Annotated in this window: 17 protein-coding genes and 1 tRNA gene; 9 read left to right on the top strand and 9 right to left on the bottom strand. The window is 67.6% G+C overall.

The genetic code is table 11. The annotated features are described in order from the left end of the window. Positions 1 to 4: 4 nt before the first annotated feature. The 4 genes from DKG75_RS06945 to DKG75_RS06960 all read right to left on the bottom strand — a co-directional run bounded on the left by DKG75_RS06945 (position 5) and on the right by DKG75_RS06960 (position 4,381). Complete coding sequence (locus DKG75_RS06945; RefSeq protein ID WP_109920372.1) at positions 5 to 1,612, bottom strand: carboxyl transferase domain-containing protein; 1,608 nt, start codon at positions 1,610 to 1,612, stop codon at positions 5 to 7. A gap of 1 nt (position 1,613) precedes the next feature. Beyond that, positions 1,614 to 2,105 (bottom strand): biotin/lipoyl-containing protein, encoded by a 492-nt coding sequence (locus DKG75_RS06950; RefSeq protein WP_109920373.1) that lies wholly within the window; start codon positions 2,103 to 2,105, stop codon positions 1,614 to 1,616. A 163-nt stretch (positions 2,106 to 2,268) separates the two neighbouring features. Beyond that, positions 2,269 to 3,753 (bottom strand): acetyl-CoA carboxylase biotin carboxylase subunit, encoded by a 1,485-nt coding sequence (locus DKG75_RS06955; protein ID WP_109920374.1) that lies wholly within the window; start codon positions 3,751 to 3,753, stop codon positions 2,269 to 2,271. A gap of 19 nt (positions 3,754 to 3,772) precedes the next feature. Continuing rightward, positions 3,773 to 4,381 carry a TetR/AcrR family transcriptional regulator gene (locus DKG75_RS06960; RefSeq protein ID WP_166646465.1) on the bottom strand — a complete coding sequence of 203 codons (609 nt, stop codon included), beginning with the start codon at positions 4,379 to 4,381 and terminating at the stop codon, positions 3,773 to 3,775. A gap of 114 nt (positions 4,382 to 4,495) precedes the next feature. Here DKG75_RS06960 and DKG75_RS06965 point away from each other — a divergent pair, with 114 nt between their 5' ends. After that, positions 4,496 to 5,713: an acyl-CoA dehydrogenase family protein gene (locus DKG75_RS06965; protein ID WP_109920376.1), complete on the top strand. Its 1,218-nt coding sequence runs from the start codon at positions 4,496 to 4,498 to the stop codon at positions 5,711 to 5,713. Between the two features lie 6 nt (positions 5,714 to 5,719). On the opposite strand, the gene DKG75_RS06970 is transcribed toward DKG75_RS06965, so the two are convergent. Then, positions 5,720 to 6,760, bottom strand: a complete 1,041-nt coding sequence (locus DKG75_RS06970) for a 2Fe-2S iron-sulfur cluster-binding protein (protein ID WP_109920377.1) — start codon at positions 6,758 to 6,760, stop codon at positions 5,720 to 5,722. A 19-nt stretch (positions 6,761 to 6,779) separates the two neighbouring features. Further along, complete coding sequence (locus DKG75_RS06975; RefSeq protein WP_109920378.1) at positions 6,780 to 7,934, bottom strand: alkane 1-monooxygenase; 1,155 nt, start codon at positions 7,932 to 7,934, stop codon at positions 6,780 to 6,782. A 179-nt stretch (positions 7,935 to 8,113) separates the two neighbouring features. Between DKG75_RS06975 and DKG75_RS06980 the strand changes: the two genes are divergently transcribed. Then, positions 8,114 to 9,121: a pyridoxamine 5'-phosphate oxidase family protein gene (locus tag DKG75_RS06980; protein ID WP_208112054.1), complete on the top strand. Its 1,008-nt coding sequence runs from the start codon at positions 8,114 to 8,116 to the stop codon at positions 9,119 to 9,121. A gap of 46 nt (positions 9,122 to 9,167) precedes the next feature. Here the strand turns inward: DKG75_RS06980 and ahpF are convergent, their stop codons facing one another. Further along, positions 9,168 to 10,742 carry an alkyl hydroperoxide reductase subunit F gene (gene ahpF, locus DKG75_RS06985; protein WP_109920379.1) on the bottom strand — a complete coding sequence of 525 codons (1,575 nt, stop codon included), beginning with the start codon at positions 10,740 to 10,742 and terminating at the stop codon, positions 9,168 to 9,170. Between the two features lie 105 nt (positions 10,743 to 10,847). Further along, positions 10,848 to 11,411 carry an alkyl hydroperoxide reductase subunit C gene (gene ahpC, locus DKG75_RS06990; protein WP_109920380.1) on the bottom strand — a complete coding sequence of 188 codons (564 nt, stop codon included), beginning with the start codon at positions 11,409 to 11,411 and terminating at the stop codon, positions 10,848 to 10,850. Between the two features lie 474 nt (positions 11,412 to 11,885). Between ahpC and DKG75_RS06995 the strand changes: the two genes are divergently transcribed. The 5 genes from DKG75_RS06995 (at position 11,886) to DKG75_RS07010 (ending at position 14,456) form a co-directional block, all read left to right on the top strand. Further along, a complete protein-coding gene (locus DKG75_RS06995) occupies positions 11,886 to 12,749 on the top strand; it encodes a DUF2189 domain-containing protein (RefSeq protein WP_109920381.1) in 864 nt (287 codons plus the stop codon). Positions 12,750 to 12,827: 78 nt separating this feature from the next. After that, positions 12,828 to 12,971: a hypothetical protein gene (locus DKG75_RS22950; protein WP_166646464.1), complete on the top strand. Its 144-nt coding sequence runs from the start codon at positions 12,828 to 12,830 to the stop codon at positions 12,969 to 12,971. Positions 12,972 to 13,048: 77 nt separating this feature from the next. Then, positions 13,049 to 13,441, top strand: coding sequence for a mannose-binding lectin (locus DKG75_RS07000; RefSeq protein ID WP_166646463.1), 393 nt, complete (start codon positions 13,049 to 13,051; stop codon positions 13,439 to 13,441). A gap of 237 nt (positions 13,442 to 13,678) precedes the next feature. Next, on the top strand, positions 13,679 to 14,278 hold the full coding sequence (locus DKG75_RS07005; protein ID WP_109920383.1) for a hypothetical protein: 600 nt from the start codon (positions 13,679 to 13,681) through the stop codon (positions 14,276 to 14,278). Further along, positions 14,253 to 14,456 carry a hypothetical protein gene (locus DKG75_RS07010; RefSeq protein WP_109920384.1) on the top strand — a complete coding sequence of 68 codons (204 nt, stop codon included), beginning with the start codon at positions 14,253 to 14,255 and terminating at the stop codon, positions 14,454 to 14,456. Before DKG75_RS07005 ends, DKG75_RS07010 begins: the two co-directional genes overlap by 26 nt. A gap of 135 nt (positions 14,457 to 14,591) precedes the next feature. Here the strand turns inward: DKG75_RS07010 and DKG75_RS07015 are convergent. Beyond that, positions 14,592 to 14,667: transfer RNA gene (locus DKG75_RS07015), tRNA-Ala, on the bottom strand. A 117-nt stretch (positions 14,668 to 14,784) separates the two neighbouring features. Between DKG75_RS07015 and DKG75_RS07020 the strand changes: the two genes are divergently transcribed. Together DKG75_RS07020 and DKG75_RS07025 are read left to right on the top strand one after the other, a co-directional pair. After that, positions 14,785 to 15,075, top strand: coding sequence for a YggT family protein (locus DKG75_RS07020; RefSeq protein ID WP_109920385.1), 291 nt, complete (start codon positions 14,785 to 14,787; stop codon positions 15,073 to 15,075). Beyond that, positions 15,072 to 15,410 carry a DUF167 domain-containing protein gene (locus DKG75_RS07025; RefSeq protein ID WP_109920386.1) on the top strand — a complete coding sequence of 113 codons (339 nt, stop codon included), beginning with the start codon at positions 15,072 to 15,074 and terminating at the stop codon, positions 15,408 to 15,410. Before DKG75_RS07020 ends, DKG75_RS07025 begins: the two co-directional genes overlap by 4 nt.

A 15,410-nucleotide genomic window follows, 5' to 3' on the forward strand; every position in this document is an offset into this window, starting at 1 on the left:
AGGGTTACATGCGGAAGACGCCGAAATGCGGCCGCTCGATCGGCCGGTTCAGGGTCGCGCTGAGGGTGATCGCCAGCGCGTTCCGGGTATCGACCGGGTCGAGGATGCCGTCGTCCCACATTTCCGAGGTCGAATAATAGGCGCTGGACAGGCGGCGGTAATCGTCGAGGATCGGTTCCCGGATCGCCGCCACCGCCTCGGCCGAGAGGGTGTCGCCGCCGCGCGTCGCCTGTTTCACCTTGAGGTCGGTCAGGACATTGGCGGCCTGGTCGGCGCCCATGACCGAGATCTGGCTCTGCGGCCACATGAACAGGAAGCGGGGATCGAAGGCCCGGCCCGACATGCCGTAGTTGCCGGCCCCGAACGAGCCGTTCACGATCAGGGTGAGCTTCGGCACTTCGAGGCCGGAGACCGCCATGATCATCTTGGCGCCGTCCTTGGTGATGCCGCGATGCTCGTATTCGCGGCCGACCATATAACCGGTGATATTTTGCAGGAACAGGATCGGGGTGCGGTTCTGGTCGCACAATTGCATGAAATGGGCGCCCTTCAGCGAACTGTCGTTGAAGAGCACGCCGTTGTTGCCGATGATCCCCACCCGCATGCCATAGAGATGGGCGAAACCGCAGACCAGCGTGGTGCCATAGGCCGGCTGGTATTCGTGGAAGCGGCTGCCGTCGACGAGGCGGGCGATCACTTCCCGCATGTCGAACTGCACCTTGATGTCGCGCGGGATGATGCCGTAAAGCTCGGCCGGGTCGTAATGCGGCGCTTCGGGGGCGATGCGTTCGATCTTCAGTTTTTCCGCCCGCTTCCAGGTGCCGACGATGTCGCGGGCAATCGCAATCGCGTGCATTTCGGTGTCGGCCGGGTAATCGGCGGTGCCGGAGATCTGGGTATGGGTGTCGCAGCCGCCCAACTCGTCGACCGTCACCACTTCACCGGTCGCGGCCTTCACCAGCGGCGGCCCGCCCAGGAAGATGGCGCCGGTGCCGCGCACGATGACGTTATATTCCGACAGGGCGGGGATATAGGCGCCGCCCGCCGTGCAATGGCCGAGCACGATGGCGACCTGGGGCACGCCCAGCTTCGACAGGGTGGCCTGGTTGCGGAAGATGCGCCCGGCCAGATATTTGTCGGCGAAGAGATCGGCCTGGAGCGGCAGGAAGCCGCCGGCGGAATCGCAGAGATGGACCACCGGCAGACGGTTTTCGATGGCGATGTCGAGGGCGCGGACGATCTTCTTCACGGACAGCGGATACCACGCCCCGCCCTTCACCGCCGGATCGTCGGCATGGATCACCACTTCCTGGCCGGCGACGATGCCGATGCCGGTGACGATGGCCGCCCCCGGCACGTCGCCGCCGTAAGCCTGATTGGCCGCCAGGGTGGACAATTCGAAGAAGGGCGTGCCGGGGTCGAGCAGGGCTTCGATCCGTTCCCGCACGCCCAGCTTGTTCTGGCGGGCGAGCCGGTCGAGATCGCGCTGCGGGCGCTCGAAGCGGGCCTTGCGGTGCTTCTCGCGCAGCGTTGCCGCAAGGTTCCGGTTGTGGAGGGCATTCGCCTGGAATTCGGGCGAGGCGGTGTCGATCAGGCTTTCGATCAGGCGCATGTCAGGCGGTCTCGGCAGGCACGAGGGCGATCAGGGCGGCGCCCTTGTTGAAGGTCTTGCCGGCGGCGACATGCACCGCCTCGATGACGGCATCGCGCGGGGCCTTGATCGCGGTCTCCAGCTTCATGCTTTCGATCACCATCATCACCTGGCCGGCGGCGACCGTATCGCCTGCCATTACATTGACCGCGACCACGGCGCCGGGCATGGGCGCGGCGATGGCATCCGCGCCGCCGCCGGCAGCGCCCCTGGCGAAGCGGGCCAGCGGTTCGCGATAGTCGATGCGGTGGGCCTTGCCGTTCAGGTGCACGAAGACCGTATCGCCGTCGACGGCGACCGCGATCCGCTCGGCCTTGCCGTTAACGGTGAGTATCTTGCCGGCCAGCGAGACGGGGATGGTCTCGGCACCGACCAGCAGGGTGTAGAGACCGTCGCCGGCGGGTGCGAGGCCCGCTTCGGCTTCCGCCTCGTCGATCAGGAGAAGGTGACGCATGGGGCGTTTCCGGTGGTTATCGATGGGGTCGCAGTGCTTGTTCTTGTTTGGGGGTTCCCCCTCACCCCCGCCCTCTCCCCCAAGGGGGCGAGGGAGCCCGACCACGCGGGCTGCAAGCCCTCGCCCCCTTGGGGGAGAGGGTTGGGTGAGGGGGACCTCCCGGTCAATTGCGCCAGGCGCCGATGGCGGCGTGAAGGGCGGGAATGCGGTCGGCGGCGTCGCGCGTGGGGCGCAGGCTCAGGGTTGCGGCGGCCAGCAGGCGGCGGATCTCGTCCGGCGTCGGGGCCGGCTCGGCGGCCAGATCGGGCCGGGCGTCCAGGGTGCCGGTATGGACCGCGCCGCCGGCAAACACCTCGTCCGCCAGCAGCCGGTCCAGGAAGGCGGCATTGGTCTCGCAGCCCAGCAGCACGAGATCGGCAAGGGCGGCGCGGGCGCGGGCGATCGCCTCCGCCCTTGTGGCGCCATGGACGATCAGTTTCGCCAGCATGGGATCGAAGGCGGTGGTGACCGCCTGCCCCTTCGCGATGCCGGAATCGATGCGGATGCCGGGGCCGGCGGGCCAATCCAGGGCCAGCACCTTGCCGGTGGTGGGCACGAAGCCGCGCGCCGGGCTTTCGGCATAGAGGCGCAGTTCGATCGCATGGCCGTTGGACGGCACCTCGCCTTGCGCCAGCGGCAGCCTCTCGCCGGCGGCGACGCGCAACTGGATCTCGACCAGGTCGAGGCCCGTAATCTCTTCCGTTACCGGGTGTTCGACCTGAAGGCGGGTGTTCATCTCAAGGAAATAGAATTCGCCGTCGCCATAGATGAATTCGACCGTGCCGGCATTCCGGTAGTGCGCGGCGCGCGCAATGCCGGCGGCGGTTTCGCAGATGGCGGTCCGCTGGTCAGCGGTCAGGGCCGGCGAGGGGGTTTCCTCGACGATCTTCTGGAAGCGGCGCTGGACCGAGCATTCGCGCTCGTGCAGGTGGATGACGCTGCCATGGGCATCGCCCATCACCTGCACCTCGATATGGCGCGGGTTCTCGACGAAACGCTCGACATAGAGCCGGCCGTCGCCGAAATAGCGCTGGCCTTCCGAACGGGCGCGGGCGATTTCCTCGTCAAGCAGGGCAAGGTCGCGGACGATCCTCATGCCCTTGCCGCCGCCGCCGGCCGAGGGTTTGATCAGCAGGGGCGCGCCGACCTGGCGGGCGCGCTCGGCGAAGGTCGCCGGGTCGTCGTCCTCGATCGCCGAGGGGGCGACGGGAAAACCCCGGTCGGCGACGAATTTCCGCGCCCGCACCTTGTCGCCCATCAGGTCGATGGCCTCGGGCAGGGGGCCGACGAAGGCGATGCCCGCCGCCGCCACCGCGCGGGCGAAGCCGGCGTTCTCGGACAGGAAGCCATAGCCGGGATGGATGGCGCCGGCGCCGGCCGCCCGTGCCGCCTCGATGATCTGGGCACCGTCGAGGAAGGCGGCGACCGGGGTCGGGCCCTTGATCTCGATGGCGATGTCGGCGGCGGCGATGGCGGGCGCGCCCTTGTCGGCGGCGTGGAAGACGATGGCGCCCTTCAGGCCCAGGCGTCTGGCGGTGCGCAGGATGCGAAGCGCAATCTCGCCCCGGTTGGCCACCAGGACGGTATCGAAGGGAAAGGGCTGGGTCATGTCCTGTCGGTCTTTGTTTTCAGGTTTTCGCCGGAATGCCGATGCCGCCGTAGATCAGGGCGGTGACGGCCTTGGCCGTCTCGTCCACGTCGAGCTTGCCGTCGCCGTTCACATAGGGCCAGGCGATGTGCTCGATCGCGCCGAAGATGACGTTGCGCACCAGGCGGGGCGAGGCATCCGCCTTCACCTCGCCCTGCCCGATGCCCGCCTCGATCAAGGCGGTCAGGACCGACACATAGCGCCGGTTCAGATTCTGGATGGCGGAACCCTTGTAATCGCTGGCGACCCGGACTTCCGACAGGAACAGCCGGCACAATTCCCGGTCGGCGACGAAATTGCCCAGGTGGCGCCGGATCAGGGCGTGCAGCCTGTCCTCGAAAGTGGCGCCGTTGGCCGCCTCCTTTTCGAGGGCGGCGACGACACGCTCGTAGAAGGCTTCGAGCACGCGGTACAAGAGGTCGCGCTTGTTGGAGAAATAGCGATAGATCAGGCCGTCGGAAATCTCGGCGGCGCGGGCGATCTCGGCGATGGAGGCGGCTTCATAGCCCTTGGCGCCGAAGACGGCGGTCGCGGCCTCGACGATCGCGTCGATCCGGTCCTGCATGCGTTTGGCGCTGATGACCGGCATGGCCGTCATTCTCCCCCTTGTCTCCGTCGCCATATTGAATATGCTTCATTTTAATCGTGTCAACCGGGGACATGCGGAAAAACAGCGCCACCCCGGCCGGGAGGAGAGACCAGCATGAATGCGTCTGCGTCGGCCGCGGCCGATTTCGGGGTGAACGGCGCCGGCCTGAACGGCTTTCGCCTGACCCCGGACCAGCAGGAAATCCTGGATCAGGCCGACAGGTTCGGCCGGGGCGAATTGTTCGACCTGGCGCCGAAGATGGACAATGACGAATGGTGGCCGCCCCAGGTGATGCCGGCGCTGGCCCGCATGGGCTTCCTCGGCGTCACGGTCGAGCCGGACCTGGGCGGGGCCGGCGCCGATTTCTTCACCTCGGGGCTGATCGCCCAGGGGCTGGCGCGCTGGAATCACGCGGTGGCCCTGTCCTATGTCGCCCATGAGAACCTGTGCCTGAACAATATCGCCCGGAACGGCAATGCCGCGATCCGGGCGCGCTACCTGCCCGGCCTGATCGACGGGACCAAGATCGGCGCGCTCGGCCTGACCGAGCCGGGGGCCGGTTCCGATGCGCTGGGCTCGATGGCGACGACGGCGCGGCGCGAGGGCGACCATTACATCCTGAACGGCCGCAAGCTCTATATCACCAACGGCCCGGTGGCGGATTACCTGCTGGTCTATGCCAAGACCGACAAGGCGGCCGGCGCCAAGGGTATTTCCGCCTTCGTGATCGAGAAGGATTTCCCCGGCTTCCAGGTGGCGCAGAAGCTGGACAAGATGGGTTTCCGCGGCTCGACCACGGCGGAACTGGTGTTCGACGATTGCCGCGTGCCGGCGGAAAACCTGGTCGGGGTCGAGAACCGGGGGGTTGCGGTCGTCATGTCCGGCCTCGACCTCGAACGCGCCATCGTCGCCATGATCAATCTCGGCATGGCGGAACGGGCCTTCGACCTTGCGCTTGACTATGCCAAGACCCGCGAGCAGTTCGGCCGCAAGATCGGCGAGTTCCAGATGATCCAGGCGAAGTTGGCCGAGATGTGGACCACGATCGAAACCATGAAGACTTTCTGCTACCGCACCCTGGCGGAGGCGAACGGCCTGGAGGAAGGCGCCGGCGGCCGCGGCGACATTCACAAGCTGACGGCGGCCTGCATCCTCTATGCCGCCGAAGGCTGCACCCGCGTGGTCTCGGACGCGGTGCAGATCTTCGGCGGCGCCGGCTATATGCGCGAATCCGAGGTCAACCGCCTCTACCGCGCCTCCAAGCTGCTGGAGATCGGCGCCGGCACCTCGGAAGTGCGGAAGCTGATCATCGCCGGTGAATTGCTGAAGTAGGCGCAATCAGGCGGCGGGGCGTTGGGCCCCGCTGCTTTGGCCCCCGCTGCTTTGGTCGGTGAATTTGTCGAAACTGATGGCGGCGGGGGCAAGGCCCCGGCCGCGCAGCACGGCGATGGCGGCATCGATCATCGCCGGCGGGCCGCAGAGCGCGGCGGCGGCCGGCAGCGGCATCTCGGCCAGCGGCGCGGTGACCAGCCCGCGCTCCCCCGCCCAGTCGCTGCCCGCCGGCTCGGCGGACAGGATGAAACGCACCGTCAGGTCGAGTTGGCGGGACAGGGCGTCCAGCCGGTCCCGGGCATAGAGATCGGCCGCCGTCCGCGCCCCGAACAGCAGGGTCAGCTTGCGCCGGTCGCCCGCCGCCGCCAGGGTTTCCAGCACCGACAGCACGGGGCCGAGGCCGGAGCCCCCGGCGATGAAGAGGCCGGGCCCCGGCGCCTTCAGGCCGAAGTCGCCCCGGGGCTGGCCGAGGCTGATCGCGGTGCCGGCGCGGTCGCCGCCGAACAGCCAGCCGGTGAAGGCGCCGCCCGGGACATGGCGGATGATGAAGCGCGCGGTCCCGTCCCCTTGCGGCGCATGGGCGAAGGAATAGCACCGCCCCTCGGCCACGCCCGGAACCGACAGGGTGGCATATTGCCCGGCCTTGAAATCGATGGTGCTGTCCAGGGCGAGCGTGATGTCCTGGATATCATGGGTCAGCCCGTCCTGGCGCAGGATCCGGCCGGCGACGGTGCTGTCGGCCACGGCCAGGGGCTGGACCACCACCGGCCCCTTGGGCACCGCCTGGCAGGCCAGGATGCAGCCGGCGGACAGTTCGTCCGCTGACAGCGTGTAGGAAAAGTCGGTCAGGGCGCGGATCTCGCCCTCGACCAGCCTGCTCTTGCAGGCGCCGCAACTGCCGACCCGGCAATTGCTGGGGTAGTCGACCCCGGCCTTCAGGGCGGCGCCCAGGATGGTGGCGCCTTTCGGGGCCTCGATCACCCGGCCCGAGGGGGCGAGGGTGATCGTCGGGGTTTCGGTCTTCCTGCCGAACAGCCTGCCGAACATGGCGTTTCCTCCCGTCCCGTTATTCGGCGGCGACCAGCGTGTCGCGCGGGGTTTCGCCGCGCAGGATGGCGCGCTCGGCCGGGGTGGCGTGGTTCGTCTCCCATTCCCGCACCTTGGGCGCCATCACCCGGAACCACAGCGGCGGCACGAAGGCGATCATGATCATGACGATATAGCCATAGGGCATGGTCGGCGCGTCCAGATAGGGCTTCAGGTCCCAGAACGGCTTGTCGCCATGGGCGTGATGGTCGGAATGGCGGGTCAGGTTGAACAGGATCTTCGAGGAAACCGCATGGTTGGAATTCCACGAATGATCGGTGCGCACCTGGGTGCCCGGCACGCGGACGATGCCGTAATGCTCGATATAATTCACATATTCGAGCCAGCTCTTGCCGAACAGCGCGGTCGCGGCATAGGCCAGGGCGCCGACGGGGCCGGCCGCCAGGGCGAAGAGCCCGGTGATGCCCGCCTGCATGGCCAGCCCGCGCAGGAACCGGTTGTCCCCATGCAGCCAGTGGCGGTTGCGCCGGGCCAGGCGGTCGCGCTCCAGGCGGAATTCGTTCCGATACTGGCCCCAGGCCGAGCGGAAGACGAAAGTATAGAGCGTCTCGCCCTTCCGCGAGGTCGCGGGGTCGTCATAGGTCGCGATATTCTTGTGGTGGCCATAGACATGCTCGATGCCGAAGGAGGCGTCATAGGCCGTCGCCAGCATCCAGCGCCCGAACAGCATGGACCAGCGGTCCCAGGTGCGGTGGGTCAGTTCATGGCCGACATTGATCCCGGCCACCCCCAGCATGGTGCCGACCGAAATCATGGCGCCGGCAAAGGTGAAGCCCCCGGCCTCGGCGCGTGCCGCCAGCGCGTCATACCCCGTCGCCTGCTGCACCAGGGCGCCCAGGCCGAAAAGATCGCTGGCCGGGGCGGCCAGGAACCAGGCGAAGCCCAGCAGCATGAGGCCGATCAGGGGCAGCACGCCATAGAGCAGGGCATCCAGCACCCAGGTCTGGCCATAGTCCGGCTCGCTGGTGTCTGGGGCGAAGAACTGGTCGATGGCGCCGCCCAGGATCAGGGTCAGGGCCAGCCCCGTCCAGACGAAAGGCCCGCCCAGGAGCAGGCCGGCGGTGGTCGCGAGCACGATCGGATAGCACAGGAAAAATTGGCCGTAGCGAAGCATGGTTCCCTCCCCATCAGGCAGCGGCAGCGGTTATTTAGAGTGTTTACTCGAATTAGAGTATATACTCGAATCCGATTGTCAATGGCCTCGTTGGGGGCGGGCGGGCATCGGCAAATGCGATAAACCGGGCGGTGTCGGCGATGGCACCATCGGAGCGGAAGAGAAAAGGGATCCCGCGCATGCCGGACCAGATCACCGATATCACCGATATCGCCGGTCTCGAAGCCTGCATCGGCAAGCCGTCGGGAGCGGTCGACCTCAAGGTCATCGATCACCTGGATGGGGAGGCGGCGCGCTGGCTGGCGGCCGCACCGCTGGCTTTCGTCGCCTTCGGCGATGGTGATGGTCTTGCCGTCACCCTGGCGGGCGGGGCGCCCGGCTTTGCCGCCGCGGCCGGGCCGGGCCGACTGGAACTGCCGGCGGCCTGTCTCGACGACGCCGGTTCCGCCAGGGTCGGTACCGGCTTCGGTTCCCTGTTCCTGGTGCCCGGGATCGGCGAAACCCTGCGGGTGAACGGCCGCGTCGCCGGCCTTCGGGACGGTGTGATCGCAGTGGCGGTCGAGGAATGCTATGCCCATTGCGCCAAGGCGCTGATCCGGTCCGATTTCTGGGCGGCGGCGCCGGGGGCGGGGTCCGCCGCCGAATTTCCCGAAGCCTGCCGCTTCATGGCGCTGGCGACCATGGATGCGGCCGGGCGCCTGGACGTCAGCCCCAAGGGGGATCCGGCGGGCCTGCTGCTGCGCCGGGCCGACGGCGCCCTGTGGTTCCCGGAACGCCCGGGCAACCGCCGGACCGACAGCTATCGCAATATCCTGAGCCGGCCGCGGCTGGCCGCCTGCGCCCTGGTGCCGGGCGGTACGGCGGTGGCCTCGCTATCCGGGCGGCCGACGCTGACCGTGGCGGCGGCGGCCCGCACTCCCTTCGCGGTCGAGGGGAAATTGCCCCTGCTGGTGACGAGGGTCGATGCGCCGGTGCTCGAAATCGGGGAAAGCCCGGCCCTGGCCCGCGCCCGGCCCTGGCCGGCGGCGCCCCGCCCGGCGGGGATCGATCCGGCGGCGGTCTTCACCGCGCATATCCGGCTGAACAGGGGCAGGAGCCTGCAGGCCCGGCTGGTCAGCACCGTGCTGGCGGTGCCGGGCCTGATGGAGAAGGGCCTCGCCGGCGACTACAAGAAAAACCTCTACTGAAGAGGAAGCGGGACCGCCGGTCGCCCGGCGGCCCCCGCCGCTTGCCTTACTCCGCCGCGGCCGCCACGGGGACGGAACTGCGGATCAGGTGGTCGAAGGCGCCGAGCGATGCCTTCGCGCCCTCGCCCATGGCGATGACGATCTGCTTGTAGGGCACGGTGGTCACGTCGCCGGCGGCGAAGACGCCGGCGACCGAGGTCTGGCCCTTGGCATCGACGATGATCTCGCCGCGCGGGGTCAGGTCCACCGGGCCGCCCTTCAGCCATTCGGTATTGGGCACCAGGCCGATCTGCACGAAGATGCCTTCGAGGTCGAGCTTGTGGCTCTCGCCGCTCTTCCGGTCCTTATAGGCGAGGCCGGTGACCTTCTGGCCGTCGCCCAGCACTGCCGTCGTCTGCGCTTCCATGACGATGGTGACATTGGGCAGGCTTTTCAGCTTGGTCACCAGCACCGCATCGGCCCGCAGCACATCCATGAACTCGAACAGGGTGACATGGGCGACGATGCCGGCAAGGTCGATCGCCGCCTCGACGCCGGAATTGCCGCCGCCGATCACCGCGACGCGCTTGCCCTTGAACAGGGGGCCGTCGCAATGCGGGCAATAGGCGACGCCCTTGGTGCGATACTCTTTCTCGCCGGGCACGCCCATGTCGCGCCAGCGCGCCCCGGTCGCCAGGATCACGGCCTTGGAGCGGAGCTTGGCCCCGGATTCCAGTTCCACCTCGATCAGGTCACCGGCGGTCAGCTTGCCGGCCCGCTGAAGATTCATGATGTCCACGTCATAGGACTTCACATGTTCTTCGAGCCCGGCGGCAAGACGCGGCCCCTCGGTTTCCTTGACCGAGATGAAATTCTCGATGCCCAGGGTGTCGAGCACCTGGCCGCCGAAGCGTTCGGCGACGACGCCGGTGCGGATGCCCTTCCGCGCGGCATAGATCGCGGCCGCCGCGCCGGCCGGGCCGCCGCCGACGACCAGCACGTCGAAGGGCGCCTTGGCGTCGATCTTCTCGGCCGCGCGCTTTTCGGCGCCGGTGTCCAGCTTCTTCAGGATCTCGCCCGCTTCCATGCGGCCCTGGCCGAAGACTTCGCCGTTCAGGTAGACGGTGGGCACGGCCATGATCTGCAGCGCCGTCACTTCGTCCTGGAACAGGGCGCCGTCGATCATCTCGTGGCGGATCCGGGGGTTCAGCACCGCCATCAGGTTCAGGGCCTGCACCACTTCCGGGCAGTTCTGGCAGGTCAGCGAGATATAGGTCTTGAAGGTGAAATCGCCGTCCAGGGCCTTGATCTGCTCGATCGTGTCCGCGTCCACCTTGGGCGGATAGCCGCCGACCTGGAGCAGGGCGAGCACGAGGGAGGTGAATTCATGGCCCATGGGCAGGCCGGAGAAGCGGATCCCCACCGAACCGTCCGGGCGGTTCAAGGCGAAGGAGGGCGTCTTCACGTCCGCGCCATTGTCTTCCCGCAGCGAGACCAGGGACGAGACGTCCTTGATATCGGCGAGCAGGGAGCGCATCTGCGCCGAGGCTTCGCTGTCGTCGAGGGAGGCCACGATCTCGATCGGCGACGTGGCCCGTTCCATATAGCCCTTGAGCTGGGCCTTGAGCGTGGCGTCCAACATGACGGATTACCGACTTTCCGCGCCGAACGGGCGCTAAATAGAAAGTGTACGGGGCCGAAGCCCCCGGGGCCTGACGGCCCCGGACGCCCCGAGAGTGATGCGAACTCAGATCTTGCCGACGAGATCCAGCGACGGCTTCAGGGTCTCGGCGCCGGGGGTCCACTTCGCCGGGCAGACTTCGCCGGGGTGCGAGGCGACATACTGGGCGGCCTTCACCTTGCGGAGAAGTTCCTTGGCGTCGCGGCCGATGCCGTTGTCATGGACTTCGATGATCTTGATCAGGCCTTCGGGGTTGATCACGAAGGTGCCGCGATAGGCGAGGCCTTCTTCCTCGATCAGGACTTCGAAGTTGCGCGAGATCGCGAGGGTCGGGTCGGCGACCAGCGGATACTGGACCTTGCCGATGGTGTCCGAGGTGTCGTGCCAGGCCTTGTGGGTGAAATGGGTGTCGGTCGACACGCCGTAGATTTCGACGCCCAGGCCCTGGAATTCCGCGTAATTGTCGGCGAGGTCGCCCAGCTCGGTCGGGCAGACGAAGGTGAAGTCGGCCGGATAGAACACGAAGACCGACCACTTGCCCTTCAGCGTCTCGTTGGTCACTTCGACGAACTTGCCGTTGTGATAGGCCTGGGCCTTGAAGGGCTTCACTTCGGTATTGATCAGCGACATCTGACTATCCTCTCGGGTTTGAAGCAGGACGAAGGGCCCGCCACGGGTTTCTCCGTCGGGTGTCTAATTACACCTAACCGCCTGACTGCGTGACTAAAATGGCAGCCAGATTAGAATTATTCAAGAGGGCTGCGCGATGGTTTTCGTGATCGAGTGATCGGTCGGTCCGATCACCGGCCCCCGTGGCCGGCAGGGGCGGGGGCGGCTGAGGCGGCAGTATCGGCCGGGCGGCGGCGGCCTGCCTTGCGCTGGATCAAGGGGTGCATGATGGGCCGCGACAAGGGGAAATTCCAGGCGTATCTTCAACCCCGGGGTCGCGGACTGGTCATGGTCGGACAGTCGGGTGAGGCGTTTCGCCACGGCCGGCCCCAGGGCTCCCGGTCCCGGCGCGATGCCTTTCGCGGTGGGCGGTCAACGATCAGGACGGCGCCGATCGGGAACGATGATCGGCAACGCCGATTGGGGAGAAACGCCATGACCATCCGCAATCCGGTCGAATGGGGGGCCGACTTCGTTTCCGGCGCGGCCCGCGCCTTCGGTGCCGCCGGGCACGACATCTACCGCGAGGACGCGGACGCGGCCCTGCCCCTGCCGGCGATCCGCCGGCTCGATCTGGCCGATCTCGGCACCGTGCTGGCCCGGGGCCTGCGGGATTTCGCCGCCTGCCGCACCGATGTGATCTTCCTCTGCCTCGTCTATCCGGTGATCGGGCTGGTGCTCAGCCGGGCGGCGATGGAACAGGCCTTGCTGCCGCTGGTCTTCCCGCTGGCCGCCGGCTTCGCCCTGATCGGGCCCCTGGCCGGCGTCGGGCTTTACGAACTCAGCCGCCAGCGCGAGACGGGGGGCGAGGTGTCGTGGCTGGGGGCGCTGCATGTCCTGCGCTCGCCGTCGATCGTCGGCATCGCCCTGCTCGGCCTGGTCCTGGTCGGCATGTTCTTCGCGTGGCAGTTCGCCGCCGTCGCCATCTATGACGCGACCCTGGGGCCGCAGCCGCCGGCCTCGCTGGCCGCTTTCCTGCACGACGTGCTGAACACGCGCCAGGGCCTGATCATGACCGCGATCGGCCTCGGGGTCGGTTTCGTCTTCGCCGTCGCCGTGCTCACGATCTCGGTCGTGTCCTTCCCGATGATGGTGGACCGCCATGCCCGGGTCGATGTCGCCGTGCTGACCTCGCTGCGGGCGGTCGCTACCAACCCGGGGGTCATGGCCGCCTGGGGGCTGGTCGTCGCCGGGCTGCTCTTCCTCGGCAGCCTGCCGATGTTCGCCGGGCTCGTCGTCGTCCTGCCCGTGCTCGGCCATGCCACCTGGCATCTCTACCGGCGGATGGTGGGGCGCTGAGCCCCCCTTGCAAAGCACCCCGTCGTTCCCACGTCCAGGGCGGCGGGGCGCCTCCCGTCCGGAAAGCCAGGATATGCCATGACCGAACCCGAATCCCGACCGCCGGCCCGCAAGCCCGACTTCGCCGGCCCGGGCCGCCTGGGGCGATGGCTGCTCATTCTCGTCTCGGCCGGCGTGCTGATCCGGATCGCGGTCGACGTCGCCCAGACCTACGGTTGGTGACGGCCGTCACGGCCGGCCCCTTGCCCGGGCAGGGCGAAAGGCCGAAACTGGCGCCGGAATTCGGTGGGGGAAATCTGATGCGCCTTTTGCTGCTTGCGACCGGTTTTCTCGCCCTCGGCATCGGCTCGGCGGCGGCCGGCTCGTCCAGCTTCCAGCGGTCCTGCACCGACATCCGGCTGGAGGTGGACCGCCGGTCGGTCTACCTGAGTGCCACCTGCGACAACGGCCGGGGCCGGCAGCGCGGCACCGATATCGAATTGACCGGCATCCACAATGACGACGGCCGCCTGGTGCGCGGCACGCCCGGCGCCGCCAGCTCGTTCCAGCGCAGCTGCCGGGATATCCGGATCGACGCCAGTCGCAAGCGCGTCGTGCTCGAGGCGACCTGCCAGTCCCGCTCCGGCCGCTGGCGCGACACGCGGATCGAAATCGAGGACATCCACAACATCAACGGCCGCCTGCAACGCTAGGGCCGGGCGTCGCCCTGCCCCTCGCCCGGGCCGAGGAGGAGCATCAGCCTGCCCGTATTGTCCTCACGAGGGTTTCGCGGACATGTGTCGCACTGATATCGGTGTTTCGCTACCGAGCATTGATGCCGATCGGGTCAAGGCGCTGAGGGGCCGGGGCCTGGGCGCCACAGCCATCGCCAGGGCACTCGGCATCGGCTACAGGGCGCCGGAGGCCGCAGCACCGCTCGGTGCCCTCGCATGACCGCTTATCGCCCGCAGTATCTGGAGGCCCTTGCCCTGATCGCCAGGGCTGCCAGCGCCACCGTGAAGGCCGGAGGAGCCGCACCCATTCTTGTCGGGGGCGCTGCGGTCGAGTTCTTCACCGGCGGCGCCATCACCTCGGGGGACTTCGATCTCTGGACCGGGGCGGACGACCTGATCAGGCGGAACCTCTTGGCGGTGGGGTTCAAGGACGAGGACAGGCAGGGCCGCCTTGTCCGTGGCTTCTACCACCCGGACCTCGACATGGGCGTGGAACTGGTCAGCGGTCATCTGTTCGATGGGCGGTGCGACCGGGCCCGGCTCGTCCTCGCCAGGATCGGGAAGGACACGATCCACCTCGCGCCCATCGAGGACCTGATTGCCGACCGCATGGGCCAATATAATTCTTCCCCGCAGAAGGTCCCCGCCATGTTGGAACAGGCTGCCGTCCTCTACCTCCTTGCGGACGGCCTGGACGACGCCTACCTTCACAGGCGTATTCACGAGGATACCGCCGGAGACTTCGGTCTCCCCGACCTCAAGGACGCAGCACAGGAGCTGGCGAGCAAGCATGAGCGATCGCGCCGTCACGATTGAAGAGCAGGCCGAACGTATCGCCCGCAGGGTCGAGGCCCTGGGGTGGTCTTCCGTGCCCGCCCCGGTCAACGATGGGGCTCGCCGGACGGTGGAGAAGCGGCGCCTGTTGAAGGCGATCGAGGAGAACGCCAAGGCCCAAGGGCGGGAGCCGAGGTTCCTGCTGCCGGCCAAGGGGTAACGCTCCTTCCGGCGGCCTTGATTTATGCCCCTGATGATGCGGTCCGGGCCTTAGGCAAGGTTGCCCCCTCAACTGGACACGCGCCACATCGGCAAGTCATCGATTTCAAAGGAAAATCCGCAGCGCCGGTACGGTTGGTGGAGCTGAGGGGAATCGAACCCCTGACCTCCTCATTGCGAACGAGGCGCTCTCCCATCTGAGCTACAGCCCCGTACCCGCCGCTTGCGAGGCGCGAAAAATGCTCTAAGCGATATCGTCTGTCAAGCGGGTTGCGTAACGGCGTTTCACGCCCTACATCGGCAGGGGTCAGACCCCGGATGGACCGCCGATGATTGCCCTGCTTCAGACCATCGACCTCGTTCTCAGCCTCTATACCTGGGTGCTGATCATTGCCGCCGTGCTGTCGTGGCTGGTCGCACTCAATGTGGTCAATCCCTACAGCCCGGCGGTGCGCTCGCTCGGGCGCGGGATCCAGGTCCTGACCGAGCCGCTGCTACGCCCGATTCGCCGGGTGGTGCCGGCGGCCGGCGGGATGGATTTCTCGCCCCTGATCCTGCTGATCGCCATCTACTTCCTGCGCCGCTTCATCCCGGAAATCGTGCTCGGCACCCTGGGATGAGCGAACTGCCCTATCGGCCCGGGGTGGACGGCCAAGGGGTGCTGCTGGCGGTCCGGCTGTCGCCGCGGGCCTCGCGCAATGCGGTCGAGGGGGTCGTCGCCGGGGCCGACGGGCGGGCGGCGCTTTCGATCAAGCTGAACGCCCCGCCGGTCGACGGTGCCGCCAACGAAGCCCTGGTCCGCTTCGTCGCCGCCGGGCTCGGCATCGGCAAGTCGGCGGTCGCGATCAAAAGCGGCCACACCGCGCGGCAAAAACTGCTGCACATCGCCGGTGCGGCACCAGACCTGTTGCACCGTATCGACAAATGGCTTAACCCCGCGCCATCCAGGATCTGA

Source organism: Zavarzinia compransoris (assembly GCF_003173055.1).
Taxonomy (GTDB): Bacteria; Pseudomonadota; Alphaproteobacteria; order Zavarziniales; family Zavarziniaceae; genus Zavarzinia; species Zavarzinia compransoris.